Raw genomic sequence first — 25,962 nt, 5'->3', positions numbered from 1 at the left:
CACCACGCACCTCGTGCCTGTTTTTGCGAATAGAGAAGGTAAGCGGACAAGTATAGGGACTTCACCCCCTGCAAAGGAACCGTCTGAGCAAATTTTGACCAGTCTGTGGATGAATGGCAGACAACAGAAATCAAAGAAGAAAACTTTATAAAAGCTTTGTTTTTATGTTTATTCTTATGCACAGCCTCACCTGTGGATAAGCTTCTGTAGCCCTTTCACTGTCTGATTTCCAGGGAAACTGAACCCTGTGGCTTACCGACCATGAGGGGTATGGATAACGTCTTTAAGCCTGTGGATTAAATGAACGTTTACCCACAGGCGGATTTTTCCTCAGCAACATGGCCTGCTTATCAAGAGGGCTAAGGGCCAGTTTTCCACAGGGCTCCTGAACAGGAAAACGAGTCTGTGGATGATTTTGTTAGGCCTGATCTGGCGTTTCACGGCTCAAGCCGCTCCCACAGGGGCCGGTAGGGCTTCGAAAGATCCGACGAATGGAAATCGCAGGCAAAAAAAAGCCGCTCCCAACGGAGCGGCCTTGGATTTGCCTGGTTGTGGACTACTTGCCGATGCAGAAACTGGAGAAAATCCGCCCCAGCAGGTCATCGGAACTGAACGCGCCGGTGATTTCACCCAGGGCCTGCTGTGCCTGCCGCAAGTCTTCGGCCAACAATTCACCCGCACCAGCCAGGGTCAGTTGGGCGCGACCATGCTCCAGGTGCGAACTGGCCTGGCGCAAGGCATCCAGGTGGCGCCGACGGGCGCTGAAACCGCTCTCGGCGGTCTGTTCGTAACCCATGCAGGCCTTCAGGTGATCGCGCAGCAATTGCAGCCCCTGGATGTCACCTTTGGCACTGAGGGTGATGGTTACATGGCCGTCTTCGCACAACTCCAGCCCTACCCGCTCACCGCTGAGGTCCGCTTTGTTGCGAATCAGCGTGACCTTCGCCGGATCTGGACGCTGGTCAAGAAACTCGGGCCACAAGGCGAACGGGTCACTGGCCTCGGGTGCGGTGGAATCGACTACGAGAAGTACCCGGTCGGCCTCGCCGATAGCCTTGAGCGCGCGTTCCACGCCGATCTTTTCCACATGGTCGTCGGTATCTCGCAGGCCGGCCGTATCGACGACGTGCAGGGGCATGCCGTCAATGTGGATATGTTCACGCAGAATATCCCGGGTGGTGCCGGCGATGTCGGTGACGATGGCCGCCTCACGCCCCGCCAACTGGTTCAGCAAGCTCGACTTGCCGGCGTTTGGCCGGCCGGCAATGACCACCGTCATTCCGTCACGCAGCAAGGCGCCCTGCCCGGCCTCGCGCTGTACAGTGGATAACTCGGCGCGGACGGCATCAAGCATCGACAACACATGGCCATCGGCGAGGAAGTCGATCTCCTCTTCCGGAAAGTCGATCGCGGCCTCGACATAAATGCGCAGGGCAATCAGCGCCTCTGTCAGGCTATGCACACGCTTGGAGAATTCGCCCTGCAGCGAGCGCAAGGCATTACGTGCAGCCTGGCTGGAGCTCGCCTCGATCAGGTCAGCGATGGCTTCGGCCTGGGCCAGATCAAGCTTGTCGTTGAGGAACGCCCGCTCGCTGAACTCGCCCGGGCGCGCCAGACGGCAACCGACTTGCACACAGCGCTGCAGCAGCATATCCAGGACAACCGGGCCGCCATGTCCCTGCAACTCAAGTACATCCTCGCCGGTGAACGAGTTCGGCCCAGGGAAGTACAACGCAATGCCTTCATCCAGCACCAGGCCATCCTCATCGCGGAATGGCCCGTAGTGGGCATGGCGTGGCTTCAGCGTCCGGCCGGTGATCAACTGGCCAGCCTTGCTTGCCAATGGCCCGGACAGCCTGACGATACCGACGCCACCGCGGCCTTGGGCGGTGGCGATGGCAGCGATGGTTTCACGCACAGTGTTCATGCTCGAAAGCCTCTACGACAAAACGACAGATAGCAAAAACGCCCCCGAAGGGGCGTTTTTATTCACAGGCTAGCGCAGTAGCCCGTCAAGCAGCAGCTTTTTTGGTGGCTGCTTCGATACGGCGGGTGATGTACCACTGCTGAGTGATCGACAGGCAGTTGTTCACAACCCAGTACAGCACCAGACCAGCCGGGAACCACAGGAAGAAAAAGGTGAAGATGATCGGCATCATTTTCATCACCTTGGCCTGCATCGGATCCGGTGGCGTTGGGTTAAGACGCTGCTGGATGAACATGGTGGCGCCCATGATGATCGGCAGGATGAAGAACGGATCCTTGATCGACAGATCGGTAATCCACAGCATCCATGGGGCTTGGCGCATCTCGACGCTTTCCAGCAGTACCCAGTACAGCGACAGGAACACCGGCATCTGTACCAGGATCGGCAGGCAGCCGCCCAGCGGGTTGATCTTCTCTTTCTTGTACAGCTCCATCATCGCCTGGGACATCTTCTGGCGATCGTCACCGAAGCGTTCCTTCAGCGCGGCAAGCTTCGGCGCCACGGCCCGCATGCGCGCCATCGAGCGATAGCTGGCAGCCGAGAGCGGGAAGAACAGGCCCTTGATGAGCATGGTCAACACGATGATCGACCAACCCCAGTTACCCAGCAGGCTGTGGATATGTTGCAGCAACCAGAAGATTGGCTGGGCAATGAACCACAGGAAGCCGTAGTCGACAGTCAGCTCCAGACCTGGGGACAGTTCTTTCAGCTTCGACTGAATCTTCGGGCCGGCATACAGCATGGCGCTGGTTTCAGCCTTGCCGCCAGCCGGAACGCTGAGCACAGGGCCGGTGTAGCCGATGATGTAGTTGCCTTGGCTGTCCTTGCGGGTCTGGACGACATTGTTGTCCGACTTGGCCGGAATCCAGGCGGTCACGAAGTAGTGCTGCAGCCAGGCAACCCAGCCGCCCGACACATTTTCTTTCAAACTACCTTTGTCGATGTCCTTCATCGAGACCTTTTTGTAAGGCTCGGAAGCAGTCCACATGGCGGCGCCCAAGTAGGTGGCGGTGCCGGTGGCGGTGCTCGACGATGGGTCGGAACTGGCGTCACGCTTGAGCTGGGCAAACATGTTGCCGTTCCAGGTCTGGCCGCTCTGGTTGTCGATCAGGTAGCTGACATTCAGGTCGTACTCGCCGCGCTTGAAGCTGAAGCGCTTGATGTAGTTGACGCCGTTATCGCTGAACTTGAGGTCGACGACCAATTGGTCCTGGCCATCAGCCAGCTGGTAGCTCTTCTGTTCGGCAGCGTACAGCGGACGACCCGACGAACGGGCATCCGGACCGTTGGCGCCGGTCAGGCCGCTTTGCGCGAGGTAGACGCGCTCGCCACCGTTGTCGAACAGCTGGAACGGAATGTCCGGATGGTCCTGACGGCGTGGGTATTTCGGCAGGTTCAGCTGGACGATGTCACCACCAACCGGATCGATAGCCAGGTCCAGGACATCGGTCTTGATCCGGATCAGGTCCTTGCTGACTGCAGCGGGAGCCAGTTCGGCAGGGCTGGATTCGGCATTGGCGCTCGGCACATCGGCGCTGGCGGTACCGGCCGGCACACCGTCGGGCAAGGCCGGGGCAGCAGTGCTGGCAGCAGTATTCTGAGTCGGCAGGGCAGCCTGGCCGTAGTCCTCGTTCCACTTGAGGACCATGACGTAGGACACGATTGCCAGGGCGACGATCAGGATCGTGCGTTTAATATCCATGATTACTCGGCTATCGAAGAAGTTCGGGAGGAAGGAGCGGGGGGAACGGGATCGAAACCGCCGTCGTTCCACGGATGACAACGCCCCAGGCGACGAACGGCTAGCCACCCGCCACGCAAGAGGCCATGGTTTTCAATGGCTTCAAGAGCGTAACAGGAGCAACTGGGGTAGAAACGACAGTGATTGGCCATCAGGGGACTGATGGCGTAACGGTAAAACTGGATCGGAACGAGGGCCAGTTTACGCATTTTGACTGTCTACCCCTGCGGAATCGGCGTTTGCCGCTGGAGTTGGCCGGCTGCGCGCCAGGCGTTTCCAGAGCTTGCCAAAGTGTTGGTGCAATTCCGGGTTTTCTATCTCACCCAATCCCTTGCGCGCGACGATCACTATATCCAGGCCACCCAGCAATTGCTGATTGAGCCTGAAGGAATCGCGCATCAAGCGCTTGAGGCGGTTGCGTTGAACGGCGAGCTTGACGCTCTTCTTGCCGATCACCAGGCCAAGCCTTGGATGATCCAGGCCGTTCTCGCGAGCAAGGATCAGCAGGTTTTTCCCTGGAACCTTGCCGGTTGGGGAGTCGAAGACCGCTTTGAAGTGCCGGGGTGTAAGCAGACGCTTTTCCCGACTGAAGTCCTGACTCACCACCTGTGCCGAAAAATCAAATGGCCAGACGCTTACGGCCTTTGGCACGACGACGCGACAGAACAGCGCGGCCGTTCTTGGTAGCCATACGGGCACGGAAGCCGTGGGTGCGAGCGCGCTTGATGGTGCTTGGTTGGAAAGTACGTTTCATGGCGTTGTTACCTGGTTTGTCGACTACGGGCCGGAATGGCCCCCTTTTTAAGAGATCGGCGATTCTAGAGAAAGCAAGCCCATAGGTCAATTTCCAACCAGTCTTTCCTTATAGAAGGCGTCCTGATAGCTGCTGGGCCAGGAAGGGTTGATCAGTCACGCAGACGGACGACAAAATGAAAAAAAGAAGAGACATATAAAAAGCTTTTCTGAAGAACTTATAGATCTTAAGTGGATAACCTTCTGTGGATAACCCACTGAAGCCCTTTAATCACAAGGCCTACAGAAATCCGAAACCTTGTCGGTAACAAGTGCTGCGCTTGTGATGGAGCTGCTGAAAGGCTGTGGATAGAAAAGGTCGTTATCCACAGCAGAGTTATCAACAGGCTGCAACCCTGGGTTGTGCATAGCCTTCATAGGCGGTTATCCACAGGGCTTATTCACAGTCGCTGAGAGACGTTTTGGCCGCTAAATGGCTGTTTTGTCATGGCTCAGAATGTTTCCACATGTGGATAACTGATCGCTCGACCGGTACAATGGCGGTTTGTTTTTGCCTCATCCGGCTTTCAACTCAGGGGATATCCGTGTCAGTGGAACTTTGGCAGCAGTGCGTGGAGCTTCTGCGCGATGAACTGCCTGCCCAGCAATTCAACACCTGGATCCGTCCGCTACAGGTCGAAGCCGAAGGCGACGAGTTGCGCGTCTATGCGCCGAACCGTTTCGTGCTCGACTGGGTGAATGAAAAGTACCTCGGCCGTCTGCTCGAACTGTTGGGTGAAAACGGCGATGGCATTGCGCCCGCCCTTTCCTTGTTAATAGGTAGTCGTCGCAGCTCTGCCCCTCGTGCTGCACCTAATGCACCCGTCAGTGCCGCGGTGGCTGCCACACTTGCGCAAAGCCAGACGCAACAGGCCGCTGCGCCTGCGATTACCACTGTTGCCGAACCGGCGCAGGCTCCAGCAACAGAGGCGACGCAAGCGAACGAGGTCGTTGAACAGGCTTCGAGTGACAGCTTCGACAGCATGGGGGACAGCCCTTCGGCAACGGCTGCTGGCAGCCGTACCGAACAGCGCACTGTTCAGGTGGAAGGCGCGCTCAAGCACACCAGTTATCTGAACCGAACGTTCACCTTCGAGACCTTTGTAGAAGGTAAGTCGAACCAGTTGGCCCGCGCTGCTGCCTGGCAGGTCGCCGACAATCCCAAGCATGGCTACAATCCGCTGTTCCTCTATGGCGGCGTCGGCCTGGGTAAGACCCACCTGATGCATGCCGTGGGTAACCACCTGCTGAAGAAAAATCCGAATGCGAAGGTGGTGTACCTGCATTCCGAGCGCTTCGTCGCGGATATGGTCAAGGCGCTGCAGCTGAACGCGATCAACGAATTCAAGCGTTTTTACCGTTCGGTCGATGCGCTGCTGATCGACGATATCCAGTTCTTCGCCCGTAAAGAGCGTTCCCAGGAAGAGTTTTTCCACACCTTTAATGCGTTGCTCGAGGGTGGCCAGCAGGTGATTCTCACCAGCGACCGGTACCCGAAGGAAATCGAAGGCTTGGAAGAGCGCCTGAAGTCGCGCTTCGGCTGGGGCCTGACGGTTGCCGTCGAGCCGCCTGAACTGGAAACACGTGTGGCGATCTTGATGAAGAAGGCCGACCAGGCCAAGGTCGAGCTGCCGCATGATGCCGCGTTCTTCATCGCTCAGCGTATTCGCTCGAACGTACGTGAACTTGAAGGCGCCCTGAAGCGGGTGATCGCTCACTCGCACTTCATGGGTCGTGACATCACGATCGAGCTGATTCGCGAGTCGTTGAAAGACTTGCTGGCGCTGCAGGACAAGCTGGTGAGTGTGGATAACATCCAGCGTACCGTGGCCGAGTACTACAAGATCAAGATTGCCGATCTGTTGTCCAAACGCCGCTCGCGCTCCGTTGCGCGCCCCCGTCAGGTTGCCATGGCACTGTCGAAGGAGCTGACCAACCACAGTCTGCCGGAGATCGGCGACATGTTTGGCGGTCGCGATCACACGACGGTGCTGCACGCCTGCCGCAAGATCAATGAATTGAAGGAATCCGACGCGGACATCCGCGAGGACTACAAGAACCTGCTGCGGACGCTGACGACGTGATGATCGCCAGCGCAGCTAATTGAAGGCAAGGGACTAGACCATGCATTTCACCATTCAACGCGAAGCCCTGTTGAAACCCCTGCAACTGGTCGCCGGTGTCGTCGAGCGCCGCCAGACCTTGCCGGTGCTGTCCAACGTCCTGCTGGTCGTGCAAGGCCAGCAGTTGTCGTTGACCGGTACCGATCTGGAAGTCGAACTGGTTGGCCGCGTGCAACTGGAGGAGCCGGCTGAGCCAGGCGAGATCACTGTCCCGGCGCGCAAGCTGATGGACATCTGCAAGAGTCTGCCCAACGATGTACTGATCGACATCAAGGTGGACGAGCAGAAGCTGCTGGTCAAAGCCGGCCGTAGCCGCTTCACCTTGTCGACTCTGCCTGCCAACGATTTCCCCACTGTGGAAGAAGGCCCGGGCTCGCTGACCTGTAACCTGGAGCAAAGCAAACTGCGCCGTCTGATCGAGCGCACCAGCTTCGCCATGGCCCAGCAGGACGTGCGTTACTACCTCAATGGCATGCTGCTGGAAGTGTCGCGCAACACCCTGCGTGCGGTTTCCACCGACGGTCACCGCCTGGCACTGTGCTCGATGAGCGCACCGATCGAACAGGATGATCGCCATCAGGTCATCGTTCCACGCAAGGGTATCCTTGAACTGGCGCGCCTGCTCACCGATCCGGAAGGCATGGTCAGCATCGTTCTCGGCCAGCATCACATCCGTGCGACCACCGGTGAGTTCACCTTCACCTCGAAACTGGTCGACGGCAAATTCCCTGACTATGAGCGCGTACTGCCGAAGGGGGGGGACAAGCTGGTGGTGGGTGACCGTCAAGCGCTGCGTGAAGCGTTCAGCCGTACTGCTATTCTCTCCAACGAAAAGTACCGTGGCATTCGCCTGCAGCTGGCTGCCGGCCAACTGAAAATTCAGGCCAATAACCCTGAGCAGGAAGAAGCAGAAGAAGAGATCGGTGTGGACTACGAAGGCAGCTCGCTGGAGATCGGCTTCAACGTCAGTTACCTGCTTGACGTGCTGGGCGTTATGACTACCGAGCAAGTTCGTCTGATTCTGTCTGATTCCAACAGCAGTGCCTTGCTGCAGGAAGCTGGCAACGACGATTCCTCCTACGTTGTCATGCCGATGCGTCTGTAACTCGTAGCAGACGAAATGTCCCTTCGACGTATCATGGTCACCGCGGTGCGAAATCTGCACCCGGTGACTCTCTCACCGTCCCCCCGCATCAATATCCTCTACGGCGCCAATGGCAGCGGCAAGACCAGTGTGCTCGAAGCCGTGCACCTGCTTGGCCTTGCCCGGTCATTTCGCAGTACCCGGTTGAACCCGGTCATTCAGTACGAACAGCCTGCCTGTACAGTATTTGGCGAAGTGCAGTTGGCTGAAGGTGTCACCAGCAACCTGGGTGTTTCACGGGAGCGGGCGGGCGAATTCACTATCCGCATTGACGGGCAGAATGCCAGGAGCGCCGCTCAACTGGCTGAACTGTTGCCGCTGCAACTGATCAACCCGGACAGTTTTCGGTTGCTGGAAGGTGCACCGAAAATCCGCCGACAGTTTCTCGATTGGGGAGTGTTCCACGTGGAACCTCGTTTCCTGCCCGCCTGGCAGCGCTTGCAGAAGGCGCTGCGGCAGCGGAACTCATGGTTGCGGCATGGTACACTTGACGCTGCTTCGCAAGCCGCCTGGGACAGAGAGTTATGCCTGGCCAGCGCGGAAATAGATGAATACCGTCGCAACTACATCAAGGCCTTGAAGCCCGTCTTCGAGCGAACCCTGAGCGAACTGGTCGAGCTGGACGGGTTGACCCTGAGCTACTACCGAGGCTGGGACAAGGACCGGGAACTGCAAGAAGTGCTCGCCTCCTCTGTCCTTCGCGATCAGCAGATGGGTCATACCCAGGCCGGCCCGCAGCGTGCGGATCTGCGTCTTCGTCTGGCTGCCAATAATGCAGCCGACATCCTGTCGCGTGGTCAGCAAAAGCTGGTGGTGTGCGCACTGCGCATCGCACAGGGCCATCTCGTCAGTCAGGCTCGTCGCGGCCACTGTATTTATCTCGTTGACGACCTGCCGTCCGAGCTGGATGACCAGCATCGACGCGCACTGTGCCGCTTGCTAGAAGAATTACGCTGCCAGGTGTTTATCACCTGTGTAGATCACGAATTACTGAGGGAAGGCTGGCAAACGGAAACGCCAGTTGCCTTGTTCCACGTGGAACATGGCCGTATCACCCAGACCCACGACCATCGGGAGTGAAGGCATGAGCGAAAATCAAACGTACGACTCCTCCAGCATCAAGGTGCTGAAAGGTTTGGATGCCGTACGCAAGCGTCCCGGCATGTACATTGGCGACACCGATGATGGTAGCGGCCTGCACCACATGGTCTTCGAAGTGGTCGACAACTCGATCGACGAAGCCCTCGCCGGTCACTGCGATGACATCACGGTGATCATCCACACGGACGAATCCATCAGTGTGCGCGACAACGGTCGCGGCATTCCGGTTGACGTGCATAAAGAAGAAGGCGTTTCGGCAGCCGAAGTCATCATGACTGTGTTGCACGCCGGCGGTAAGTTCGACGACAACTCCTACAAGGTATCCGGCGGTCTGCACGGTGTAGGTGTATCAGTCGTGAACGCCCTGTCCGAGAAGCTGGTGCTGACTGTTCGCCGCAGTGGCAAGATCTGGGAGCAGACCTACGTTCACGGGGTCCCGCAGGCTCCGATGGCCGTTGTTGGTGACAGCGAAACTACCGGTACCCACATCCACTTCAAGCCGTCGGCTGAAACCTTCAAGAACATTCACTTCAGCTGGGACATACTGGCCAAGCGGATTCGCGAACTGTCGTTCCTCAACTCGGGTGTTGGCATCCTGTTGAAGGACGAGCGCTCGGGCAAGGAAGAGTTCTTCAAGTATGAAGGTGGTTTGAAGGCCTTCGTTGAATACCTCAACACCAACAAGACCCCGGTCAACTCGCAGGTCTTCCACTTCAACGTCCAGCGTGACGATGGCGTGGGTGTCGAGATTGCCCTGCAGTGGAACGACAGCTTCAACGAAAACCTGCTGTGTTTCACCAACAACATTCCGCAGCGTGACGGCGGTACGCACCTGGTCGGTTTCCGCTCTTCGCTGACCCGTAGCCTGAACAGCTACATCGAGCAGGAAGGCCTGGCCAAGAAGAACAAAGTCGCCACCACCGGTGACGACGCCCGTGAAGGCCTGACCGCGATCATCTCGGTGAAAGTACCGGATCCGAAGTTCAGCTCGCAGACCAAGGACAAGCTGGTCTCCTCGGAGGTGAAAACCGCCGTGGAACAAGAGATGAACAAGTACTTCGCCGACTTCCTGCTGGAAAACCCGAACGAAGCCAAGGCCGTTGTCGGCAAGATGATCGACGCTGCACGTGCCCGTGAGGCGGCGCGTAAAGCCCGCGAAATGACTCGCCGTAAAGGCGCGCTGGATATCGCCGGCCTGCCGGGCAAACTGGCGGACTGCCAAGAGAAGGACCCTGCCCTTTCCGAACTGTACCTGGTGGAGGGTGACTCCGCAGGCGGCTCGGCCAAGCAAGGCCGTAACCGTCGCACCCAGGCGATCCTGCCGCTGAAGGGCAAGATTCTCAACGTCGAGAAAGCACGCTTCGACAAGATGATCTCGTCCCAGGAAGTAGGCACGCTCATCACGGCACTGGGCTGTGGTATCGGCCGCGAAGAGTACAACATCGACAAGCTGCGTTATCACAACATCATCATCATGACCGATGCTGACGTTGACGGTTCGCACATCCGTACCCTGCTGCTGACCTTCTTCTTCCGTCAGTTGCCGGAGCTGGTCGAGCGCGGCTACATCTATATCGCGCAGCCGCCGCTGTACAAGGTCAAGAAAGGCAAGCAGGAGCAGTACATCAAGGACGACGAGGCCATGGAAGAATACATGACCCAATCGGCCCTTGAAGATGCCAGCTTGCATCTGGACGAATCGGCGCCAGCCGTTTCCGGTGTACAACTGGAAACCTTGGTGAACGAATTCCGCACGGTGATGAAGACCCTCAAGCGCCTGTCGCGGCTGTACCCGGAAGACATCACCGAGCACTTCATTTACCTGCCGGAAATCACCTTGGAACAGTTGGCCGATCACGCCCTGATGCAAGCGTGGCTGGTGAAGTTGCAGGAGCGCTTGAACAGCAGCCAGAAGTCGGGCCTGGCCTATCAGGCCAGCCTGCGCGAAGACAAGGAACGCAATGTCTGGCTGCCGGAAGTAGAAGTCACTTCCCACGGTCTTGCCAGCTACGTCACCTTCAACCGCGACTTCTTCGGCAGCAACGACTACCGCTCGGTGGTCACCGTAGGGGCCAAGCTGTCTACCCTGCTCGGCGAGGGTGCTTACGTGCAGCGCGGCGAACGTCGCAAGGCAGTCACCGAGTTCAAGGAAGCGCTCGACTGGCTGATGAACGAAAGCACCAAGCGCCACACCATTCAGCGATACAAGGGTCTGGGCGAGATGAACCCGGAGCAGCTGTGGGAAACCACCATGGACCCAACCGTCCGCCGCATGCTCAAGGTCACCATCGAAGACGCGATTGCCGCCGACCAGATCTTCAACACCCTGATGGGCGACGCGGTGGAGCCACGCCGTGACTTCATCGAAAGCAATGCGCTGTCGGTGTCGAACCTGGACTTCTGATCCGGTTGTAGGTTCACAGAAAAGCTGCACGCTTTCACAAATAGATGACCGGCCGGGCTTCAACCATGGCCCCTGTCGGTCACCATCAAGCCCGCCTTCGCGGGCTTTTTTTTGCCTGGAATTCCTGCCGGGGCGCCCTACTCCGCTCATTGGAAAATGATGCAGATGGGGGGATTTGAGGAAGTGATTTGATGGGGCGCTGGAAGTGCTGAGAGGGTCGGCGGGCGGATCTGAGCAGCAGAGAGATTGAGAGGACTTTAAAACTAATATTTGAACACCTTAATAGTTAATTAAGCGTACGTGTTAAGTATTAATTTGAACAATTTAGTATGGAAATGGAATTTGGTGGAAGTTGCCATTTTGGATTTTTTGTAGATTTCGAAGGGATGTTGGAATAAGATCTATGACCAACTTTTCCGCTTTGCACTGAAGATTTTCAGCCAAATCAGCTGTTTGAAGCGAGAGCTTCAGACCTGATCCAAATTGCTCCAGCGATCACGAAGTGGCCGTTTAGAAATAAAGAGAGCAAGCCGATTGCTTTAGATTCTGATCAGTCATGAGAGTCATGACCAATGAGAGAAAAGGAGACCTGAAAATGTAGAAAAACGCGATCAATCCCGAGAGGACTGACCGCGCTTAGCGAAGCAGACTTGCGTCCTCAGAACCCGCAATGTCTGCTTTTTCGAAGCGACTGTCAATCCTCTCCCATTTTTTCGACCTTAGCGAGGTTACTCGACGGCACAGTGTTGCCTGTCGAAAGGCCTCACTTCGCCCGCCCTGCGCCTTGATTTTTTGGCGCAGCGTCGGCGCTCGTTTCGAGATTTTCGGAGGTGTTTCATGACAGTACGAAAGGTGGTCACGCGGCGGTCCAACCATTACCGCGGCTACTTCCCATCGCTCAAAAATAAAAAGCCTGTGCCCTGGGAGTCCCAGCTCGAAGGCGCTCTTTTTCGGCTTCTTGAGCTGTCTCCTGCGGTCATCGGCTACGTCCCGCAGCCCAGTGAGGAACGTGTTCCATCGCTCCAGGGCTACTTCAAATATTACCCAGACGTACAGGTTTTCCTCGCGGATGGGCGCGAGTGGTGGTTTGAAGTGAAGCCTCACGACCGACTGAAGATTGCCAGCGTCAGGCAGCGACTGGATGCCGCTGAGCGCTACTTCAACGCCACTGCCCGTAACTTTTCGGTGATCACTGAAAAGTTAATTGAAGCTGAGCCCCTGGCTACCAATCTTAGAAGGCTGATGTATCACCGGCGCGGTCCAGAGCTTTCGCATCAGGCGTTGGAGGAGGTAATGGCGACCTTCAACGAATGGCCGCCTATGACCGTTGCAGATCAGCTCTACGTGGTTGGTGAGGGGAAAGCCTGGCGCTTGTTAGGCCTTGGGGTGGTGGGCATTGACCTTGATAGGTCAATTGACACTGACTCCCCGGTCTTCCTGCAAGGGGGGCACCGTCATGCAAACCTTTTCCCTTAGGGTGAAATTGGTCGTCATCGTTCGTGGCGTACTGATGGTGCTTGAGAAGAGGCTTATTGACCGGAAGCTGCTCTTTTTCGATGAGCTTGGTGAGCCCACGAAGCTATCCGAGAAGGAGTTCTATGAGGCCTACGAGAAGCGCGAGATCGAGATCTCCGCTGATCAGCCATACCTTGGGAAGGTTCCGTATGTGCGGAACGTCCCTCCAGATATTTCATGCTTCCCCAAAAAACATGGAGATGAGGCATTGCGTCGACGCAAGTATCTGGACGACCTAACTAAGCGCGGTAAATACAAGCTACCGGGTGACGAAGACATGATCAAGAAACTTAGAGATATCGCCAAAAAGATTGGGGATGCGTGCGCACCCTCGGTTTCCACTATTCGACGTTGGGCAGCCAAATACATTGGCCAGAACGTAGTAAAGCTTATCCCTCAGCATGCCAAAAAGGGTCGGGCTGCCGCGATACAGGGAGAGCTCGAAGTTATTCTTGAAGGGGTGATTAATAAAACCTACCTGCAGGATACGATTCCAGCGGTCAGCGTGGTCGTTTCAGAATTCGAAGATCAGATAAAAGAGAGGAACAAAAGTCGTTTGCCTTCGGATCAGCTCAAGATCCCAAGCGGAATGACTGTCCGAAGGTACATCGCCAAGCTGGATCCGTACCTTGTGGATAAGGAGAGGCTCGGAAAACACGCAGCAGACAAGAAGCACCGTGTTGCGGCGGGTGTCCTACGTGTCCATGAGATTTTGGAACGTTGGGAAATTGATCACACCTTGTTGGACGTCCAGCTTGTGGATGAAACCTCGGGGCTGTGCATTGGGCGCCCCTATCTGACGATCGTCCTCGACCGCTTCTCTCGAATGGTGATGGGATATTTGCTCCACCTGTCGGCGCCAAATACGGAAACCGTGCTTCGTGTGATCGAACGCTCAATCCGTCCAAAAGCCGAATTGCTGAAGCGCTTTCCGAAAGTGAGAAATGAATGGTGGGCACGTGGGCTGCCGGCTCGAATAGTCCCAGACAACGCAGCGGAATTTCACGCGGGCGATCTCATCATGGGATTCAACGAGTTGGGTATCGAGATCATGTATCCCGCTTCAAGGGCCCCTCAAAGGAAAGGTGCCGTCGAACGCTTTTTCAGCACACAGAACCTGGGGCTTATCCACAACCTCCCGGGTACCACCTTCTCGAATATCCAGCAGCGTGGCGATTACGACTCGGAGAAGAATGCATGTTTCACGCTCCCTCAATTGGAGGCGGTGGTAGTGAAATGGATCGTCGATGGTTACCACCAGACTCCTCATCGGGGGCTGGACAACAGAACACCGGCTCAAGTCTGGGGGACTAGCGAGGCGAACCATGTCATCAGCCTTCCCGTCGACCTGGACTCGTTGGAGTGCATTCTGGCCAAGCGGGCCTCGGTGAAGGTTCACCATTACGGCATCGAGGTTGCCAAAGTGGGCTACCACTCTACGGAACTTGCTGAGCTCCGTATGCGTTTGGCAGACGGAGAAAAGGTAAACGTCCGCTATCGAGACGAAGCCGGGCACGTTTGGGTTCACGACCGCTTCAGAAACTTGTTCTTCAAAGTGCCCGCCAAAGATGAGCGAATGGCCGGTAAGAGCAGGGAGGTGTGGAAGGCTGCCGAGAAAGCGCTGCGAGAAAAATATAATGAGCAGCCTAGCTTCGAGGCTACGCACAGGTGCTACCAGGAAATTATGGAAGATGCAGACGAGGCCCGCCGTTCGCAGACGCTCAGAAAACGACGCGCAGCTGCCATAGCGAAAATCGACAAGGAGGGTCGAGTGACCGAAAGCACGCCTCCACCCAAGGTACTCGCTGAAGTGGAATGGACCGGTGACTCTATTCCTAACATTCCGCCAGCAGCCTTCAAGGTCTCGGTTCGTCGCCCTGCTGGGAGTTCTAAGCCATGAACGCCATCAATCTGTACGAATGCTACGAGCATGGTGAATACAGCTTTACGCTCCGCGATCGTTTTATTCACAGCCCTCAAGTCGAGCGAGCGTTGACGCGACTAGGCGATATCCACGGCGATAGTCGGCGTACCAGAGCAAGTAAAGGGTTGCTGATCCAAGGTCCAAGCGGAGTGGGCAAGAGCACATTGGTCAAGGAGTACATTCGGTCATTGGAGGAATTGGAGAGCCATGACCCACAGAAGCGGACAGTTCTGTTCGTCGAGATGCCTTCGTCTCCAACCAAAAAGAACCTGGCAGCAGCCATTTTGGCAGAGCTGAAGGATCCCTTCGCAGAGGCACGAGGACATTCGGCAGAGGTTAAATTTGCGCGAGTAGTCCTGCTGCTGAAGAACCTTGGCGTGGAGATGTTGGTCCTCGATGAGGCGCAGCACCTGGTCGATTATCGTCGTAATGGTGCGTATGAGGCAGCAGACTGGATCAAGAGTCTGATGAATGAAACCAGTATCGCGTTTGTTCTGATTGGGCTGAAGCGCACCGAAAATCTCCTGCTAGCAAACGAGCAACTGCGACGCAGGTTTTCGGCCACGGTGGCATACGATCGCTTCACCTTCTCCGCTAATACGTCTCTTCATTTCGTGATGTTGTTGCAGGCAATCGAGGGCGAACTGCCTGTTCAAACCATCAGTTTTGTAGAGCCAGCGATGATTAAACGCTTCTACCTGGCTTCCTATGGATTGATCGACTACCTCATCAAGATTGTGGACAGGGCTGTTTGGCTGGTTCAAGTCCAGGACCTTGTCGGGATTGAACTTCCTGTGCTGGCCCAGGCTTTTGAAGACGAGGTTTGGAGCTACGCCACCGAGGATCGAAACCCCTTCAGTGCGAGCTTCAATTTCCAGCCTCTGTTCGGGAAGCGGGAGCCGTTTGAGACGTTCGAAGAGAGCAGTACCTGACGGCCAAGGGCCGGGCTTATCGGCCCGGCTCTACTCCCCTGATTTTTATGTCTTCGATTTCATGGATGTGTAGGAATGTTTGGTCTTTTAATCAACCCACGACCACACCAAGACGAAAGTCTTTTGGGGTACCTGCAGCGCCTGGCGAAAGCCAACGGATTACCCAGAAAGGAACTGCTCACCGCCTTTGCACGAGCCGACGAGACCGATGTTGCGGACTGGCTGCAGATGATGGAAGGACCACTGAGCTGGCCTGCGGTATCTGCTGAGTTTCGTGATCCAAGGCCCAAGGGGGTCAAGTTATGGACGACTCATCACGCTCGTTACTGTCCGATCTGTTTGGGCGAAGCCGGTTATTGGAGAGAAAGCTGGGGCTTGACCCTGGTTACGACGTGTTCTGTCCACGGCACTGAACTCCACGGGCGGTGCCCCAACTGTCTGAAGGAAACCGATCCAAGCGCAATGAGTGCGAATAGTTGCCAAGCGTGTGGCACCTCATTGAGTGGGACCAATTTTGAGATCGCGCCGGCGAGTGATACGGCCGCCTGGCTCACCTCTGGCTTTGAAGATAGGTTTTACGCCGACTCGTTGCCAGCTGACGCGGGATTGGCGGCCCTCACCTACGAACAGTTTCACGAGTTGTCATCGCGTCTCGCTGTCAGAAGTTTGCCTACGGAAAGAACCCAGCCGCTGAAGGTTGCTGATTCGGGTTCGCTAGAGATATCGCGGCTTATGGCAAACGCGGCGGGCGTGGTTCTCATGAACTGGCCTCTCGCATTCAGAGAACTGCTGAGTGGCCTCAAGGCAGTCCATTCCGATAACGAACATTGGACGCTCAGCAGATCGTTCGGCCCGATATACCACGACATCCACCGTGATCTGGATGACTCTTGTTTTGACTTTCTTCGTCGAGAGTTCGAATCATTTCTGCAGCATGCGTGGGAAGCACCGTTAGCGAAGCGAAATCGCAATTTGAGTGAGGAGACGATTGAGAGACATCGTTGGGTGTCGTTCGATTCTGCTGCTGAAGCTTGTGGTCTCGGGGTATCAGTCATAAAACGCCTTCATCAGGAGGGACAAATCGCCTATCGGGAGAAGGTCCATGAAGATCGAGTCTTTACGGTCGTGGACCTGGATCATTTGAAGGCAATCTCGCAGCATCTCCAGGGCGTGGCTGATATGAAAGAAACCTCGACTTTGCTAAGCCTCTGTCGCAATCGGGTTAGGCAGCTGCTAGCTGGTGGTACCCTCCAGTTCTTTGGTGGAGAACCGCGCCCAGGCGAAAGGTGGCTGATTGACTGCCGCTCGATCAACGAATTGATTGATGAGAAGCTGCCTACCAGCTCTGACCAGAGCCTGGTGTCGATCAACTACTTGGCCAAGCATTCTCTGCCCAAGGGGGGTGGGTTGGTCGAGTTGGTTCAGGCAATACGTGCAGGTGAACTTCGCGCTTACGGCCCAGCTGAGAATGGCTCGGTTGCGGTAGGGGCGTGGTTACTCAAGCCGCAAGATTTTGCAGCGTGGCAACAAGCCCGAGCTGAGAACAAGAGTCCGGTCTTTCCCGGCCTGTCGGTAGTCAAGGCTGCTGCGCTGTTAGGCGTCAAAGAACAATGCGCATACGCGTTCGTTCGACTGGGTCTGCTATGGAGCACTGCTGTCGAACGAGGCCGGCGTACGCAATTGATGGTTAAGCCTCAAGCCATCGACAGATTCAGGCGTGGCTATATCTTGGGACCGGAGATTGCGGTGTATTTGGGGAAGTCGACCAGGGAGGCGTTCAAGCACCTTTGGGAGGCCAGGTTTCGCCCCGTTGCGGGGCCATCCATTCCAAACGCGGCTTGCCGGCAGTACGTTTGGGTAAGAAGCAAAAAGCTGATCGATTACCTCGCAAGTGAAGCCGCCCAGATCGACGATCCTGAAGCCATCACGTTTTTATCCACACCGATCGCTCAGCCTCGTGATTGCCGATTCAGGCATGTGGGATCAAGATAGTTAGCACGCTTTCTTTCTTGATTGCTAAAATCATCGAACCCATTTTGGAGAATCTTATGTCCCGTCTCGCTGAATTCCGCCTGCTCGAACAACAGCTCGCAGCCCAACTGGCGGAGCTGGAAGCGCTGAAAAATGACTCTGCCCTGAAGCAGGAAATGGAATTTGAAACGAAGCTGCGCAGTTTGCTCAACGAGTATGGCTACGGCCTGCGCCAAGTGGTGCTGATCCTCGATCCGCAAGCGGTGGCTTCCACTGATATGGCCCCAAAAACCTCTCGGAAACCACGCGAAGTAAAGGTCTACAAGAATCCACACAGCGGAGAGGTTGTTGAGACCAAGGGTGGTAATCAGCGTACGCTTAAGGCCTGGAAAAACGAGTATGGCGCTGAGGTAGTCGAGTCTTGGCTCGCCAATTGATTGCACTGCAGGCGGCTTCTGGCACGAGATGAATCGTGGTGCGCCCCGAATGCAAATTCCCATTCTGGGGCGTGACGAAATTTTCTGCGGGTGGTGGTGACACACAGTTTATGCGCATTAAATAGAGGTCCACTTCAAAAAATGGACTCTCCAAAATGCGGAATGCTCTCGTCTCAATCTCAGTGAACACCATCGCAAGCCTCCTGACTGCGCTTGTGCTTCACTGGATCACCCGTCCTCTTTCCGACCTCTCCATTCAGCCAATCACGGCCTCAAACTCTGGATCCAAGAGCTCTTCGTGCTCTTCGTAGATGAGAAATCTGGACCAGACAGCACGTTTCTGAACCACCCCATCAGAGCAAGCGTTCCCCTGGATTGAGCTATCTGGTGACGATTCGTTGAGTTTCTTCTCACTGCTAGGAAGAGCTCTGATTAAAAATTCGTGCTTCCTCAGAGGCTTAGCGATGGTGTCTGTAGAGGCTTTTCTGGAATGACGAGTAAGCTCCTGATGGAGGCGTTTTCTGCACTCCATCCCTCACGGGGACCGCTTGTCAAATCGAAAGGCCCTGCTATACAGTTCTTGTCAAAGGATTTGTCAAATGATGTAGAATCCGGTCCCTCGTTGGGCGCGGTGGAGGAGTTAACATGTCAGAACGCGAAGGGGTCTTAGCAAGGGCGCCGCTTATCTATGCGTTGAGCGTAATCAGATTTGCCCCGATTCTTAAGCTGCCAAAGCTGATCCCAGACATTCAGCACACGATCCGTCAGAGCCTCCCGGGCTTCTTCCAGATGGTCAAGGGCGTGCCGCCTGGAGTGATGCACAGCGGAGAACCGAATTCTTGGGCGTTCCTTAATCGGGATGCTGACTACGCGTGCGTGCTGGCCATGGATCACATGATCCTGCAAAGCACAAATTATCTTCATTTTGATAACCACTTAGCGCTTTTCCGTGAGTGCATTGAGGCGCTGGTAGGGCAAGCAGGTGCATTGGATATCACCGCTATCGGGATGCGGTACGTCGATAAAATTGAACCAGCTGAAGGTGAGACCCTAGCCGACTACCTTCCGGAAGCCATGCTCCCACTTAAATGCGATGAGCTAGCGGCGCATGGGAAAGTCCCCAAGGAGCAGCTTGGAATCTCTACTACCACCTACCATCTAGATCCGGAGTATCTGCACATCAGATGCTGGCGGCAGACTGGTATGTGGATACCGGAAGATTTGGTCGAGCCGGCCATGGTTTTCGAAATTGCTAAGCAATCGAGGAATTCATCCAAGCATGGTGCTCCTCTGCAAGGTGCATTTGTGCCTGTTAGCGAAAATGGTGCTCTTCTCGATACGGATGCGCATTGGCCGCTGCAGTTAGCCGAACGACTGGGAACCGAGGAGATCTGCACGAGACTCGACGGTTTGCATAAGACTGCTAACTTTGCTTTTAGGACAGTCGCGAAAGATCATGCCTTTGAGGTTTGGGGGAAGGCGAAATGACTACAGCAATGAATGGGCAATGGATTGATCCTACCGGGGCTGCTGTAAGCAGATCTTCTACTTGGGAAAACCCTGAAATTGCTCCGCGTGTAGGTAGCACGACAGCAAACCCTGTATTGGCGATTGCTTTCACAGCGATGCTGGCCGTTTCGGTAGTAGTCGCTCCTGGGACTGCCTCCCTGCCCTATCCACAACTTATCGGCTCAGCAGGCATGAGCTTTCATGGCGTGCATGCTGGTGCCTGGACCGAGGTGGACACCAGCCAGGATGCCAATGTTACCGAAGACGTAGCGCCGGCCTTAATCGAGGAGCTTAGGAGCGACTTCAAGTTGTCAGATAGCTCCATCGCGCAGATCTTCAACGTGTCTCGTCAGACCGTGTACAATTGGCGGACTGGAAAAACCGCCACTGGTTTTCCCGAGAGGCTTGCGGCTTTAACTGAGGCGTTGCGCCAAGTTAACGCCGAAGAAGCGCAGTATCTGCATCGGGTGCTTTTCTATCCAACCGCCGATGGCCGCCTGATTCAGGATGCGCTTTCGGATGAAGCGTGGAATCGAAATGGCGCTAAAGGTGTGTACGGAATGGTTGCGGAGTTGGCTGGCAAGGCGCAGCAGCTACGTGATAGGGACCTCAAAACCATCGCCAGGTTAGAAAAATCGGGCGGTTCGAATTTGGTTTGATTATGGCTGATACACCTGAGCAAGAGATCGTAAGTGCCATTAGCGCTGCTGGTTGGCTGCAAGGAGATACCGTCTCAGGTGACGCCTTGATTGAACACATATCCGAGGAGGTCCTGAAAGGCCAATTCGAGGGGGTGGCTCCAGCTTATTGGATGTTGGCCTCCCATTCCTGCACGGTGCATGCACGCAACCTTTGTGATGCGCCGTGGATAGAGTGGATTGCCGTTAAGGTAAAGAAAAAGGCCTTTGATAAGCAGCTGCACGCCCTCAATCCACGTACGCTGCACCTGCAGCACGCGGAAAAGCAGGTTTTGGAGCTCAAGATTCACAAGCGTGTGTGGACCAAGAGAGCCGTGCTTCCGACGCTCCACCGAAATCCGGTAATCACGCTGAGCGAAGAAAACGGTCAGTATTTCTCATACTGGATGTCCCACCATTACAACCGTATTGCGATGCCGGACGAGTTGGTCAACCGCCTGAAGGCAGACCAAGGTGACGACGGCATGAAGGGCATCGCCGTGCTTGTCGACGATTTCCTCCATCAGAACAACCAATTTTTCGCTAGTGCTTGGGTTTCCTTCAACCCCAAGGGCGAGATTCGCGACCCGGCTGAGCCCTACGAGGTGGTGTTCCGGTTTTTGACCAAACGAGAGCACGCCAGGCGCGCAAATGAGCTGCACGACCAGCTGAATGAATTGCTCGGGGTGGCCAGAAATCTCAACGATGGGCTGTACTTCGGTGGAGCAGACGTCACGGTGCTCCAAGACTTTACCATGCTCGATGCGGAAGACTTCGTGCGGTACAACCTTCACGACTGGCTCAGTGTTGGGGATACCGATGAAGATGAAGAAGGTGCCGATGATGCTGACTGAGCTGCTATCGGCCTCCCCTTTAGGATCTGGGTTTGACCTTAGCTGACCGGCTGCTCTACAAACCAATTGATTTTCTCCGGAGCCGGTGTCACTGTCGCTCCAAGAATAGCCCCCACGCCTCGGGCAGGTCCCAGACCTGTACTGCGCACCAGGGGGTTAGTTGTTTCTAGGGCCCGCCCAGGTCGATCAGGCATGCTTTGGGCGGGCCTCAAACCAGTGGGTGACCACCAAAAGGGTCAGTTAGGCCTACTGCTGCCTATCCTCGCTCGTTACCATCCAGAGACCCTCTATTGATACGGTTTCAGCAAAGATGGATGTCTATAAGGTCCGCATCGAAGACACAGAAAGCAAGATCATCGACAAGGAAGGTTTCGAGGCCGAGACCTTCCGCAGAGATCCATGGTACCAGCCTGGAAGTGCCGGCAAGCTAGCTCAGTTTGCTGTATGCCCGGCATGCGACAACCCTGTCCAGCTGGTTGGGCTGTATGAGCTACCGCCTAACGTGAAGAACCCATTCGGGAAACATGCTACTAAGAGCATTCGCGGCATCGCTCCATTTGATAGTGAGGCCCGTAACGATTGCCCGTACTTCCAGCCTCGCCAGCACAAGAAAACAGAACGAAAAACCAGGTTTGACGGCGTCCCACGGAAGATTCTCAAGCTATTGATCGAACAGTTCGATCGCGTGGTTTACATCCTGGAGAAAGAGACCCAACTGGTCCTTTCCGAGAACGCGTTGAGAGGCATGCTGCAGCGTTACAAGGGAGAGCGTGGCTACCTCTATACCGGCGCGACGCTTCGCAATGTGCCATGGATCTTTGCTTACATGTCGGACGCCACCCGCCTGTTTGGCCAGAAGGTCATTGGAAATGCTGAGCTGGTGAAAGCTATTGCCGCTGAGGTGCCAGGGGCGGAAATCAGCAGCACTGGTCGGCTGGAATCGAAGAAGGTGCCTGGTTCGAAGGCGGCATATTTTGATCTCAAAATGAGTTTCATCCGCCATCGAATCGTCAAAGACAGTGAAGCGTCCGGCTTGGTTGAAAGCATGGAGTTTGTAGTGTCACAGCCTCGCGGAGGTGAGCTTGAGCACATTCACAAGGAAGTCATCAAATTCGATTCGGCTTGGTTCGAATCCCTTATCCGGATGCCGGTTGATCATCCTTATCGCAGAATGGATAGAGTGAAGATGGCCCGGGAGGAACTGGGCGATCTGCTGGAGCTGACTCAGGCCTGAGGAGGCCTGTTGTAAACCACTTTTTTTCACTGTAACCACAGTGGTTTACAGTGAAAAAAAGTGGTTTACAACGTAGCTACGACACGCGCCCTGGCCACTCCCCAGGCCAGCGCGCTCCTCATTGATTCGTTCAGTCGGGCGTCGAACACCTATGCTGCTCGGGGCCTTGCCACGCCGCGGTGTCCTATAATTCATCTTCAGCTGAATGGAGCAAAATGTTGTGAAGCGCACATTCATTGGAATGGTCGAGGCTGGTGAGCCACTGATGAGGCAAGCGCTTGAAGCTATCCGACAGGCCCACGAAGCGGAGGCTGCTGGATTGCCAGACCTTGAGGTACAGCGTCTTCACCCATTGGCAGATTCGCTCTATCAGGCGGTCATTGATTTTCAGCTCCTCAAAGCAGGTAAACCACCGTCGACTATCCAGTGAGGACCTGCCGCTACATGACGAAAAAGATGCCAGCTCTTCTCCCCGACCACCCCATGTATACCGACGCAGTGGATGCGATGAAGCAATACCACGAGGCGCAGGCTTCTGGCTCATCTGCCGAAGAGGTTGAGCGCCTGCGTCAAATCGCAGAATCACAATTTCGGGCTGTCAGCGAGTATCAGCTCAACGCTCTGGGATATCAGTCTCGTCGTCCGCACTGAAGGGATAACCGATCCGGAGGTAGCTTCAGAATCCATCAAGCCAAGCGGAAGACTCACGACGCGGTCCGATTGATCAGCGAGACGGTCGGGAGGGTTTGCACACAGCCCCAAAAAAAAAGCAGCTCCCGAGAGCTGCTTTTTTCTTACTCCCCCTTTTTGTGCTTGTGGGGTTTCAGGTCCGGATGGTCCTTCTGCTTTTCAGGGGTGACTCGCTGCCTTTTGTCCGGAGTGCCATCTTCATTGGTGCGCTTTGGGCCTGGCTTGATGCTCATGCAAAACTTCCTTTTCCGCTTGGGTTGTTGAATGCAGCTATGTAATTAGTCCAGCTTCTCTCAGCTGTCAAAGCAGGCTGGTGCAGAACCGCCTGGCCGATGATCCGGTCCACATCGAACATTCAGAGGCCAGAATAAGAGCCTCCGACAAAGGGCTTACAAGGGGCAGTGAAATCCAGCGCTGAGCGATACGAAGACGTCTGGACGTTCATCATGCCGAGCACGGTGTGGAACAGGTTGTCGTGGCTCAGCGGTGACGTGGTTTGAGCTTTCAAACAACCCACGTTGACCTTTTCGCTCTTCGCGAGCGAGTCAGACATCCAAAGTACCAACGGCACCTTTGTTTGCTCGTCAGGAGCCATCGCGTAAGGCAGCCCGTGTAGATAGAGCCCACCCTCCCCCAGCGATTCGCCGTGGTCCGAAACGTACATCAGCGCAGTGTCGAACTTGGTGTTGGCCGCCAGGATATCGATGAGATTTGCAGTCACATAATCGGTGTAGAGGATTGAGTTGTCGTAGGCATTGACCACCTCCTCCTGCTTACATTTGTCGAGCTCGTTGGTCTCGCACACCGGTGCGAATTTCTTGAATTGCGAGGGGTAGCGCTTGTAGTAGGCCGGGCCGTGACTGCCTTTGTAGTGGAGCACCAGGACAGCATCGCCTTCCTGGCGCTTGATGAAGTCTTGCATCTCCGTGAGCAGCACCCCGTCCTTACACTCCTCGCTGGTGCACAGTTGGGAATCCGCGTGAGAGGCAGCCTTGTGGTTGGGAACCCTGTCGCAGACCCCTTTGCACCCCGAGTTGTTGTCAGTCCACATGACACTGATGCCAGCGCGTTGAAGCACGTCGAGCAGCCCTTCTCGGCTCTTGGCCAAGCCATCTTTGTACTGGGCCTTACCCACGTCCAGGAACATGCATGGCAGCGAGACCGCGGTAGCGGTACCGCAGGAGCTCACGTTCGTGAAGCTAATGACATTTCGCTTTTCTAGTTCCGGATTCGTTTCACGGGAGTAGCCGTTGAGGGAGAAGTTGGCGGAGCGAGCGGTCTCTCCTACTGCCAGTACCAGCAGCCTGGGTTTACGAGCCGCACCCTGTCGATTAACTACCGCATCAGTACCAATGGCCGTCAGCGTTTTAGGTGAGGCCAGCTGACGCTTCAGGTACCCATGGCCAGCCGCAAACAAGTTGGTAGGTACCAGAATCAGCCGGATCTCCCGATTGTTGCGCAGCAAGGAGGCATACGACTGGTACTGACTCAACGCGATGCCAGATAAGGTCAACAGAGCGAGCGACAGAGCAATGAACCTGCTGACCAAAGCTTTGGCCCAAGGCTTGCGCCGGAGGGGAACCCGGGCAATCAGGTAGACGGGCAACACCCCAACCATTGCGACCCAAAGACCGAGCTTCCAATTCAGCAGCTCGGTTGCCTCAGCGACGTCGGTCTCCACAACGTTGGTGAACATTGTGTAATCGATCACGATGCCGTAGGCATTCATGAAGTAACTCGCAAAAGACGCGCTGATCAGTACCAGGCACAGTATGGGTTTGGCCAGCCGCCCCCATGACAGCAAGCTCAGAACGGTAAACACCCATGCGAATACTATGACTGGGAGGCTAGCCGCTAGCTGCCAGTTCACTTCATCGGTTTTGAATACCAGCTTCCAGAGCACGTTCCAGAGCTCAGCGTTCGCGAATAGCAGTAACCAAAAAGTCACCAGGCCGATTAGCAAATTAGTACTGATGCCTTTCTGCCGCGCATTGCGAATAGCAAAGATCCATTTGCTTAACAGGGTGTGAACAATGGATTTGGAAGGTGTCATTATCAAACTCTGGAAGCTGCTTATCCATGGCGGTAGCTATGGAGTTAGCGGGAGCTACAAGGCAAACCGTCGACAGATGCTGAGCGATTGCGCAATGTGCGGAGCGTCAGAGGCCTTAGGCCCCTAGGCGTTGGGGACGCTTAGTATGTGTGAGGCATAGGGATAAAAAGAGAAATGAATCTCGCTGAGCGCATTATTTCCGGGACCTGATAACGACACGATGACCTCGGGATTACAATGCTGACAGAAATCCAATTACTGCTGTTTTGATTGTCATTGATCACGCTATGATCAAAATTAGGGGAATACTACCCACCAAAAGCAATGCTCCGCTCAGCTAGATAAATTTAATTTCACAAACAAAACGGTTTCGTTTTGTCGTAGGCTAATTTTGAACTTTCAATTCAACTTACAAGTCTTTCTCGCGAGCAGAACATAATTTTCAACTTTTGCTCGTTAATATGTCACCCATCAATGAGGGGCGAATACCATGAGCTTTTTCAAAAACATCCTGGGCGGGCACCATGGCCGTGGAAACCACGGTGGAGGCAAGCACCACAGCGGGGGACATGGGGCCGAGCAATATGATCGCCATGGCCGGCAGCAGGGCTGCGACGGCGGTAATCAGGTGTATGACGGCGGGCGCCCTCCCACTCCTGCCCCCATCAAAGATCTGCAGGGCTGCAGGCAGTGCCGGACGGCCAACGATCCGTCAGCACGCTTTTGTCTAAACTGCGGAACACCGCTATCGAGTGGTTGCACCGCCTGCGGCTCGCTGCTGAGTGCAGGAGCAAGATTTTGCAGTCAGTGTGGCCAAGCGACGCTCTAAGGCTAGGTAGACAGGAAGGCCAACGAGACCACAACCCTGCGCAAG

24 protein-coding genes are annotated in these 25,962 nt (G+C 55.4%); 16 read left to right on the top strand and 8 right to left on the bottom strand.

The features are described 5' to 3' along the window. The 6 genes from APH33_RS27525 to rpmH form a co-directional block, all read right to left on the bottom strand. Positions 1–182: hypothetical protein (locus APH33_RS27525; RefSeq protein WP_218187125.1), on the bottom strand; the 182-nt coding region annotated here is incomplete at its 3' end. Positions 183–556: 374 nt separating this feature from the next. Then, a complete protein-coding gene (mnmE, locus tag APH33_RS07045) occupies positions 557–1,927 on the bottom strand; it encodes a tRNA uridine-5-carboxymethylaminomethyl(34) synthesis GTPase MnmE (RefSeq protein ID WP_054884440.1) in 1,371 nt (456 codons plus the stop codon). 85 nt (positions 1,928–2,012) lie between these two features. Next, complete coding sequence (gene yidC, locus APH33_RS07040) at positions 2,013–3,689, bottom strand: membrane protein insertase YidC (protein ID WP_054884439.1); 1,677 nt, start codon at positions 3,687–3,689, stop codon at positions 2,013–2,015. Positions 3,690–3,691: 2 nt separating this feature from the next. Then, positions 3,692–3,937 (bottom strand): membrane protein insertion efficiency factor YidD, encoded by a 246-nt coding sequence (gene yidD / locus APH33_RS26440; protein ID WP_079230263.1) that lies wholly within the window; start codon positions 3,935–3,937, stop codon positions 3,692–3,694. Continuing rightward, positions 3,930–4,334, bottom strand: coding sequence for a ribonuclease P protein component (gene rnpA, locus APH33_RS26435; protein ID WP_082433472.1), 405 nt, complete (start codon positions 4,332–4,334; stop codon positions 3,930–3,932). The genes yidD and rnpA overlap by 8 nt, the downstream gene beginning before the upstream one ends. Positions 4,335–4,347: 13 nt before the next feature. After that, complete coding sequence (gene rpmH, locus APH33_RS26430; RefSeq protein ID WP_003253163.1) at positions 4,348–4,482, bottom strand: 50S ribosomal protein L34; 135 nt, start codon at positions 4,480–4,482, stop codon at positions 4,348–4,350. Between the two features lie 583 nt (positions 4,483–5,065). Between rpmH and dnaA the strand changes: the two genes are divergently transcribed. From dnaA to APH33_RS06960, 15 genes are all read left to right on the top strand, one after another. Then, positions 5,066–6,604, top strand: coding sequence for a chromosomal replication initiator protein DnaA (dnaA, locus tag APH33_RS07030; RefSeq protein ID WP_054884437.1), 1,539 nt, complete (start codon positions 5,066–5,068; stop codon positions 6,602–6,604). Positions 6,605–6,644: 40 nt separating this feature from the next. After that, positions 6,645–7,748, top strand: coding sequence for a DNA polymerase III subunit beta (gene dnaN / locus APH33_RS07025; RefSeq protein WP_054884436.1), 1,104 nt, complete (start codon positions 6,645–6,647; stop codon positions 7,746–7,748). A 15-nt stretch (positions 7,749–7,763) separates the two neighbouring features. Next, positions 7,764–8,867, top strand: a complete 1,104-nt coding sequence (gene recF / locus APH33_RS07020) for a DNA replication/repair protein RecF (RefSeq protein WP_054884435.1) — start codon at positions 7,764–7,766, stop codon at positions 8,865–8,867. Between the two features lie 4 nt (positions 8,868–8,871). After that, positions 8,872–11,292, top strand: coding sequence for a DNA topoisomerase (ATP-hydrolyzing) subunit B (gene gyrB / locus APH33_RS07015; protein ID WP_054884434.1), 2,421 nt, complete (start codon positions 8,872–8,874; stop codon positions 11,290–11,292). An 837-nt stretch (positions 11,293–12,129) separates the two neighbouring features. After that, positions 12,130–12,768: a TnsA endonuclease N-terminal domain-containing protein gene (locus APH33_RS07010; RefSeq protein WP_054884433.1), complete on the top strand. Its 639-nt coding sequence runs from the start codon at positions 12,130–12,132 to the stop codon at positions 12,766–12,768. Continuing rightward, complete coding sequence (locus APH33_RS07005; RefSeq protein ID WP_016497347.1) at positions 12,749–14,707, top strand: DDE-type integrase/transposase/recombinase; 1,959 nt, start codon at positions 12,749–12,751, stop codon at positions 14,705–14,707. Before APH33_RS07010 ends, APH33_RS07005 begins: the two co-directional genes overlap by 20 nt. Next, on the top strand, positions 14,704–15,663 hold the full coding sequence (locus tag APH33_RS07000) for a TniB family NTP-binding protein (protein ID WP_010951429.1): 960 nt from the start codon (positions 14,704–14,706) through the stop codon (positions 15,661–15,663). The genes APH33_RS07005 and APH33_RS07000 overlap by 4 nt, the downstream gene beginning before the upstream one ends. A gap of 75 nt (positions 15,664–15,738) precedes the next feature. Next, positions 15,739–17,655, top strand: a complete 1,917-nt coding sequence (locus tag APH33_RS06995) for a TniQ family protein (RefSeq protein WP_010951430.1) — start codon at positions 15,739–15,741, stop codon at positions 17,653–17,655. A 56-nt stretch (positions 17,656–17,711) separates the two neighbouring features. Then, the gene (locus APH33_RS06990; RefSeq protein ID WP_010951431.1) at positions 17,712–18,071 is read left to right on the top strand and encodes a histone-like nucleoid-structuring protein, MvaT/MvaU family; all 360 of its coding nucleotides are present in this window, start codon (positions 17,712–17,714) and stop codon (positions 18,069–18,071) included. Between the two features lie 645 nt (positions 18,072–18,716). Further along, positions 18,717–19,559: a TIGR04255 family protein gene (locus APH33_RS06985; protein ID WP_010951432.1), complete on the top strand. Its 843-nt coding sequence runs from the start codon at positions 18,717–18,719 to the stop codon at positions 19,557–19,559. Beyond that, positions 19,556–20,239: a transcriptional regulator gene (locus tag APH33_RS06980; RefSeq protein ID WP_126404318.1), complete on the top strand. Its 684-nt coding sequence runs from the start codon at positions 19,556–19,558 to the stop codon at positions 20,237–20,239. Before APH33_RS06985 ends, APH33_RS06980 begins: the two co-directional genes overlap by 4 nt. Positions 20,240–20,241: 2 nt before the next feature. Continuing rightward, complete coding sequence (locus tag APH33_RS27380; protein ID WP_016497350.1) at positions 20,242–21,111, top strand: hypothetical protein; 870 nt, start codon at positions 20,242–20,244, stop codon at positions 21,109–21,111. 310 nt (positions 21,112–21,421) lie between these two features. After that, the gene (locus tag APH33_RS06970; protein ID WP_010951435.1) at positions 21,422–22,345 is read left to right on the top strand and encodes a hypothetical protein; all 924 of its coding nucleotides are present in this window, start codon (positions 21,422–21,424) and stop codon (positions 22,343–22,345) included. Between the two features lie 220 nt (positions 22,346–22,565). Further along, complete coding sequence (locus tag APH33_RS06965) at positions 22,566–22,775, top strand: hypothetical protein (RefSeq protein WP_003298409.1); 210 nt, start codon at positions 22,566–22,568, stop codon at positions 22,773–22,775. A 14-nt stretch (positions 22,776–22,789) separates the two neighbouring features. Then, on the top strand, positions 22,790–22,996 hold the full coding sequence (locus tag APH33_RS06960; RefSeq protein WP_003298411.1) for a hypothetical protein: 207 nt from the start codon (positions 22,790–22,792) through the stop codon (positions 22,994–22,996). Positions 22,997–23,139: 143 nt separating this feature from the next. On the opposite strand, the gene APH33_RS27630 is transcribed toward APH33_RS06960, so the two are convergent. Together APH33_RS27630 and APH33_RS06955 are read right to left on the bottom strand one after the other, a co-directional pair. Next, complete coding sequence (locus APH33_RS27630; protein WP_003253468.1) at positions 23,140–23,268, bottom strand: hypothetical protein; 129 nt, start codon at positions 23,266–23,268, stop codon at positions 23,140–23,142. A gap of 122 nt (positions 23,269–23,390) precedes the next feature. Next, a complete protein-coding gene (locus tag APH33_RS06955; protein ID WP_003298414.1) occupies positions 23,391–25,088 on the bottom strand; it encodes a phosphoethanolamine transferase in 1,698 nt (565 codons plus the stop codon). A gap of 490 nt (positions 25,089–25,578) precedes the next feature. On the opposite strand from APH33_RS06955, the gene APH33_RS26425 reads away from it, so the two are divergent. Beyond that, positions 25,579–25,917, top strand: a complete 339-nt coding sequence (locus APH33_RS26425; RefSeq protein WP_079732563.1) for a zinc ribbon domain-containing protein — start codon at positions 25,579–25,581, stop codon at positions 25,915–25,917. The last annotated feature ends 45 nt before the right edge of the window (positions 25,918–25,962 follow it).

This window comes from Pseudomonas sp. NBRC 111130 (genome assembly GCF_001320485.1).
In the GTDB taxonomy this organism is placed as follows: Bacteria; Pseudomonadota; Gammaproteobacteria; order Pseudomonadales; family Pseudomonadaceae; genus Aquipseudomonas; species Aquipseudomonas vlassakiae.
The sequence above is the reverse complement of the archived record's forward strand: the minus strand, read 5'-3'. Positions and strand labels throughout refer to the sequence as shown.

What these genes read in the sequence shown, in the direction of transcription:
- mnmE (WP_054884440.1), bottom strand. Translation starts at nt 1,927, where the DNA reads ATGAACACTGTGCGTGAAACCATCGCTGCCATCGCCACCGCCCAAGGC.
- yidC (WP_054884439.1), bottom strand. Translation starts at nt 3,689, where the DNA reads ATGGATATTAAACGCACGATCCTGATCGTCGCCCTGGCAATCGTGTCC.
- yidD (WP_079230263.1), bottom strand. Translation starts at nt 3,937, where the DNA reads ATGCGTAAACTGGCCCTCGTTCCGATCCAGTTTTACCGTTACGCCATC.
- rpmH (WP_003253163.1), bottom strand. Translation starts at nt 4,482, where the DNA reads ATGAAACGTACTTTCCAACCAAGCACCATCAAGCGCGCTCGCACCCAC.
- dnaN (WP_054884436.1), top strand. Translation starts at nt 6,645, where the DNA reads ATGCATTTCACCATTCAACGCGAAGCCCTGTTGAAACCCCTGCAACTG.
- recF (WP_054884435.1), top strand. Translation starts at nt 7,764, where the DNA reads ATGTCCCTTCGACGTATCATGGTCACCGCGGTGCGAAATCTGCACCCG.
- gyrB (WP_054884434.1), top strand. Translation starts at nt 8,872, where the DNA reads ATGAGCGAAAATCAAACGTACGACTCCTCCAGCATCAAGGTGCTGAAA.
- APH33_RS07010 (WP_054884433.1), top strand. Translation starts at nt 12,130, where the DNA reads ATGACAGTACGAAAGGTGGTCACGCGGCGGTCCAACCATTACCGCGGC.
- APH33_RS07005 (WP_016497347.1), top strand. Translation starts at nt 12,749, where the DNA reads ATGCAAACCTTTTCCCTTAGGGTGAAATTGGTCGTCATCGTTCGTGGC.
- APH33_RS07000 (WP_010951429.1), top strand. Translation starts at nt 14,704, where the DNA reads ATGAACGCCATCAATCTGTACGAATGCTACGAGCATGGTGAATACAGC.
- APH33_RS06995 (WP_010951430.1), top strand. Translation starts at nt 15,739, where the DNA reads ATGTTTGGTCTTTTAATCAACCCACGACCACACCAAGACGAAAGTCTT.
- APH33_RS06990 (WP_010951431.1), top strand. Translation starts at nt 17,712, where the DNA reads ATGTCCCGTCTCGCTGAATTCCGCCTGCTCGAACAACAGCTCGCAGCC.
- APH33_RS06985 (WP_010951432.1), top strand. Translation starts at nt 18,717, where the DNA reads ATGTCAGAACGCGAAGGGGTCTTAGCAAGGGCGCCGCTTATCTATGCG.
- APH33_RS06980 (WP_126404318.1), top strand. Translation starts at nt 19,556, where the DNA reads ATGACTACAGCAATGAATGGGCAATGGATTGATCCTACCGGGGCTGCT.
- APH33_RS27380 (WP_016497350.1), top strand. Translation starts at nt 20,242, where the DNA reads ATGGCTGATACACCTGAGCAAGAGATCGTAAGTGCCATTAGCGCTGCT.
- APH33_RS06970 (WP_010951435.1), top strand. Translation starts at nt 21,422, where the DNA reads ATGGATGTCTATAAGGTCCGCATCGAAGACACAGAAAGCAAGATCATC.
- APH33_RS06960 (WP_003298411.1), top strand. Translation starts at nt 22,790, where the DNA reads ATGACGAAAAAGATGCCAGCTCTTCTCCCCGACCACCCCATGTATACC.
- APH33_RS27630 (WP_003253468.1), bottom strand. Translation starts at nt 23,268, where the DNA reads ATGAGCATCAAGCCAGGCCCAAAGCGCACCAATGAAGATGGCACTCCG.
- APH33_RS06955 (WP_003298414.1), bottom strand. Translation starts at nt 25,088, where the DNA reads ATGACACCTTCCAAATCCATTGTTCACACCCTGTTAAGCAAATGGATC.
- APH33_RS26425 (WP_079732563.1), top strand. Translation starts at nt 25,579, where the DNA reads ATGAGCTTTTTCAAAAACATCCTGGGCGGGCACCATGGCCGTGGAAAC.